Origin of the sequence: Mycobacterium syngnathidarum (assembly GCF_001942625.1) — a bacterium.
Classification (GTDB): Bacteria; Actinomycetota; Actinomycetes; order Mycobacteriales; family Mycobacteriaceae; genus Mycobacterium; species Mycobacterium syngnathidarum.
On the sequence record NZ_MLCL01000069.1, the window covers coordinates 1 to 4,481 of the forward strand.

The 4,481-nt window shown below is 68.0% G+C and carries 6 protein-coding genes; 4 read left to right on the top strand and 2 right to left on the bottom strand.

What is annotated here, in order from left to right:
- A partial coding sequence (locus BKG60_RS18370; protein WP_138746409.1) for an integrase core domain-containing protein occupies positions 1-132 on the top strand: 132 nt, incomplete at its 5' end.
- Here BKG60_RS18370 and BKG60_RS18375 read toward each other — a convergent pair.
- Both BKG60_RS18375 and BKG60_RS18380 read right to left on the bottom strand, forming a co-directional pair.
- Positions 129-962: an aldo/keto reductase gene (locus tag BKG60_RS18375; protein ID WP_003889251.1), complete on the bottom strand. Its 834-nt coding sequence runs from the start codon at positions 960-962 to the stop codon at positions 129-131. The two genes, BKG60_RS18370 and BKG60_RS18375, sit on opposite strands and share 4 nt — an antisense overlap.
- A 5-nt stretch (positions 963-967) precedes the next feature.
- On the bottom strand, positions 968-1,798 hold the full coding sequence (locus tag BKG60_RS18380) for an aldo/keto reductase (RefSeq protein WP_040634844.1): 831 nt from the start codon (positions 1,796-1,798) through the stop codon (positions 968-970).
- Between BKG60_RS18380 and BKG60_RS18385 the strand changes: the two genes are divergently transcribed.
- Genes BKG60_RS18385 through BKG60_RS18395 form a run of 3 tightly spaced genes read left to right on the top strand, consistent with a single transcriptional unit; the run spans position 1,797 to position 4,350 of the window.
- Positions 1,797-2,897, top strand: a complete 1,101-nt coding sequence (locus tag BKG60_RS18385; RefSeq protein WP_047041146.1) for an alpha/beta hydrolase — start codon at positions 1,797-1,799, stop codon at positions 2,895-2,897. The two genes, BKG60_RS18380 and BKG60_RS18385, sit on opposite strands and share 2 nt — an antisense overlap.
- Positions 2,898-2,932: 35 nt before the next feature.
- The gene (locus BKG60_RS18390; protein WP_047041144.1) at positions 2,933-3,721 is read left to right on the top strand and encodes a DsbA family protein; all 789 of its coding nucleotides are present in this window, start codon (positions 2,933-2,935) and stop codon (positions 3,719-3,721) included.
- Positions 3,718-4,350 (top strand): vitamin K epoxide reductase family protein, encoded by a 633-nt coding sequence (locus BKG60_RS18395; protein ID WP_003889255.1) that lies wholly within the window; start codon positions 3,718-3,720, stop codon positions 4,348-4,350. The genes BKG60_RS18390 and BKG60_RS18395 overlap by 4 nt, the downstream gene beginning before the upstream one ends.
- Positions 4,351-4,481 lie beyond the last annotated feature (131 nt).

Below are 4,481 nucleotides of genomic sequence, written 5' to 3' on the forward strand. Positions count from 1 at the left end.
GAGGCCGAACGCGCCGGAACCTACCAGCACTGGCTGCATCACTACAATCACCACCGACCCCACACCGGCATCGGCGGAATGACACCAATCGAGCGCCTACGCGTTCACAACCTACCCGTGAAGAACAACTAGCCGGTGTACGTCTCCGGGTCCGGGCGGTACCGGGTGCCGTCGTCCAGGCCGTTGAGCGCGGCCATCTGGTCGTCGGTGAGCTCGAAGTCGAACACCTCGAGGTTGGCCGCCAGGTGCTCCGGCGACCTCGACCGGGTGATGACCGAGTTGCCCAGCTGCAGGCTCCACTTGATCAGCACCTGCGCCGGGGTCTTGCCGTGCGCCTGGGCCACCGAGACGACGGTCTCGTTGTCCAGCAGCCGGCCCACGCCCAGCGGGCTGTACGCCTGGGTGACGATCCCGTAGCCCTTGTTCACCTCGCGCAGGTGCGCCTGGTTGAGCAGCGGGTGCAGCTCGATCTGGTTGACCGCGGGGGTGAAGAACGACAGGTCGATGACGTTCGACAGGTGCTCCTCGTGGAAGTTGGACACCCCGATGGACTTGGCGTCGCCGAGCTCCTTGTTCTTCATCAGCCCGCCCCAGCTGTCGATGTACTTGCCCTGCTCACCGGCGGGCCAGTGGATCAGGTACAGGTCGACGTAGCCGAGACCGAGTTCCTCGACACTCTTGCGGCAGGCGTCCTGCGCACTCTTGAAACCCTGGTCGCGGACGTCGAGCTTGCTGGTGACGAAGATCTCCTCGCGGGGCACCCCGGACTTGCGTACCGCGCGGCCGACGGCGGCCTCGTTGCCGTACGCGGCGGCGGTGTCGATCAGTCGGTAACCGGCCGACAGCGCCGCCAGCACCGCCTGCTCGGCGTCGGCCTCGGACAGCTCGCCGACGCCGATGCCGAGCACCGGCATGGTGTTGTCGTCGTTGAGCGTGACCGTCGGAATGGACGAGGAGGTCATGTCACCTACCCTGTGAACTCGAAATTTCTCGGGTCGGGACCCAGGCGAGTGCCATCGCCGAGCGACGAGATCGACGCCATGTCCTGCTCGCTCAACTCGAAGTCGAACACGTCGAAGTTGCTCACAATCCGCTCGGGGGTCACCGATTTCGGGATGACTATATTGCCGAGTTGGATATGCCACCTAATCAGTACCTGCGCCGGGGTGCGTCCGTGCGCCTCCGCGACTGAGGTGACGGTCGGATTCGCCAGCAGCGATCCCTGCCCCAGCGGGCTCCACGCCTCGGTGGCGATGCCCAGTTCGGCGTGTACCTCACGCAGCTCCTGCTGCTGAAGCAGCGGGTGCAGCTCGATCTGGTTGACGGCGGGCACGACGCCGGTGGCGTCGATCAGCGTGCGCAGGTGTTCGGGCTCGAAGTTGCTCACCCCGATCGAGCGGATCCGGCCCTGGTCACGCAGGTAGGCGAACGCCTTGAAGGTGTCGACGTACTTGTTGGTCTTCGGCATCGGCCAGTGCACCAGATACAGATCGAGATACTCCAGGCCCAGCCGCTCCATGCTCTTGTCGAACGCGGCCAGCGTGCTATCATAACCCTGGTCGGCGTTCCACAGCTTGGTCGTGATGTAGACGTCCTCGCGGCGCAGACCCGACTTGGCCAGCGCCTGCCCGACCTCGCGTTCGTTCTGGTAGGCGGCGGCGGTGTCGATGTGCCGGTAGCCCGCCTCCAGCGCCGTGGCAACCGCGCGCTCGGTGGCCTCCGGCGGCGTCTGCCAAACTCCGAGTCCAACCTGGGGGATCGCATTACCGTCATTCAGCGTGATCAAGGGAGATGCCATGACTGCGAGTCTGCCAGCTGACGGCGCGTACAGCCCGGGACGCAAGGAGGCGCTCGTCACCGCGATGGCGGGTGTCACCCTGCGCGCGTTGCCGCGCATCCCCGACCCGGTGAAACGCCTGCTGCTGGCGGGCCGCACGGTGACGGTGGACGGCAACACCCTCGACACCACGGTGCAGCTGATGCTCGCCGGGCAGAAGCTGGTCGGGATCGACGGTGGCACCAACAACGTGGCGGCGGCGCGGGCGCAGCTGCGCGACCTGTCCGGCGGGTTCCGGCAGGCGATCCCGGTGGCCGCGGTGAGAGATCTCACCGTGACCGGCGGGGACGGTGAGATCCCGGCCCGCCACTACGTTCCGCCCACATCCACCGCCGACACGGCCGCCCCGCTGCTGGTGTTCTTCCACGGCGGCGGCTTCGTGATCGGCGACCTCGACAGCCACGACGACCTGTGCCGGCTGATCTGCCGCGACGCCGGGGTGCACGTGCTGTCGGTCGACTACCGGCTGGCCCCCGAGCACAAGGCGCCCGCCGCCGCCGACGACGGGTTCGCCGCCTACCGCTGGGCGCGCGAGCACGCCGCCGAACTCGGTGCCGACCCGGACCGCGTCGCGGTCGGCGGGGACAGCGCCGGCGGCAACATCGCCGCCGTCGTCGCCCAGCGCGCCCGCGCCGAAGGAGTGCCGCAACCGGCGCTGCAACTGCTCATCTACCCGTGGACCAACCCCAGCGGCGAGACCCGGTCGCAGACCCTGTTCGCCTCCGGCTACTTCCTGACGAAGGCCGACATCGAGTGGTTCGCCGACAAGTACGTCACCGGTGCGTCGGTGCAGATCACCGATCCGGTCGTGTCACCGCTGCTGGCCGACGACCTGTCCGGGCTCGCGCCTGCACTGGTGCTGACCGGCGGCTTCGACCCACTGCGCGACGAGGGCGTGGCCTACGCCGAGGCACTGCGCGCCGCCGGGGTGGCCGTCGACCTGCGGCAGGCCGGTGCGCTGATCCACGGCTTCGCCAACATGTTCCCGATCGGGGGCGGTTGCGCGGCCGCGGTCGCCGACATGATCAGCGCGCTGCGCACCCGTCTGCGCGGCGTCTGACGGGCCGCGAAAACGCCGCCGGTACGCTTGTCCCCGTGGCCTCGAAACCGAAGAAGACCCCGAAGTACGACCTGAAGGCGGCCGACAAGAAACGCAATCTGGCCGTACAGATCGGGTTGACCGCGATCGTCGTGATCTTCGCCGTCGCGCTGGTGCTCTACATCGTCATGACCAAGGAGGACAAGCCCGGCGAGGGTGAGGCCAAGCCGATCCGGGTGGCGTCCAGCGACGTCATCACCGGTGACGACGGCGAGCCCAAGGCCGTGCTGTCGCTCTACGAGGACTTCCTGTGCCCGGCGTGCGGCAACTTCGAGAAGGCCTTCGGCCCGACGATCAACCGGCTGATCGACAGCGGCGCCGTGGCGGCCGACTACTACATGGTCTCGATCCTGGACCGGGCCGGCCAGGGGTACTCGACCCGCGCCGCGAACGCCGCCTACTGCGTGGCCGAAGCCGACACCGAGGCGTTCCGCCGCTTCCACGCCGCGCTGTACGCCCAGCAGCCGCCCGAGGGCGTCGGCCCGTTCCCGGACGAGGCCCGGCTGACCGAGGTGGCGCGCCAGGCCGGCGTCGTCGGCGACGTCCCGAACTGCATCGAGAAGGGCCGCTACGACGACATGGTCAAGGGCATGGCCAAGGCGACCGAGGTCAAGGCCACCCCGACCATCCGCATCAACGGCAAGGACTACAAGCCGACGACCCCCGACGCGCTGATCGACGAGATCAGGAGCATCGTCGGTGACCTGCCCGTGCTCGACGCCGGTGCGCCGCCGCCGAATCCGGATCCGACGACCCCGGCGCCCGCTCCCGCTCCCGCTCCATGAGCGTGAGCGCGCCAGGGGAGGTGTCCCCGGCCGAGCCGGACAGCCCCGAGCACGGTGGGGTGCACGTCGGGAGGCTGAGCGCGCTGTGGGTCCTGATCGCCGGCGTGGTGGGCCTCTCGTCGGCGCTGGCGCTGACCATCGAGAAGGTCGAGCTGCTCAAGAACCCGGCCTACGTGCCGACGTGCAGCCTCAACCCGGTGCTGTCCTGCGGTTCGGTGATGGTCACCCCGCAGGCCGCCGTGTTCGGTTTCCCGAACTCGCTGATCGGCATCGTGTCGTTCACCGTCGTGCTGGTGACCGGGGTGCTCGCGGTGGCCCGGGTTCAGCTGCCCCGCTGGTACTGGGCCGGGCTGGCGGTCGGCACGCTGCTGGGCACGGTGTTCGTGCACTGGCTGATCTACCAGAGCGTGTTCACCATCGGCGCGCTGTGCCTGTACTGCATGGTGGTGTGGTCGATGACCATCCCGCTGCTGGTCGTGGTGACGACGATCGCGGTGCAGCCGCAGCGCGGCAACGCCGTGCTGCGCGGGCTGCACACCTGGCGCTGGTCGATCGTGGCGCTGTGGTTCACCGCGGTGATCCTGTTGTGCCTGGTGCGGTTCTGGAGTTACTGGTCCACTCTGCTCTGAGGATCTAGGTGTAACTCCCAGACAGGTTGTGAACGGCGTGGTGAGCGGAAGTAGGTGAGGACCTCCGGTATCGGTGTGGTTACCAAACACGCACATCCGATTACCGAGAGGTCCTCATGGTCCACGCTAAT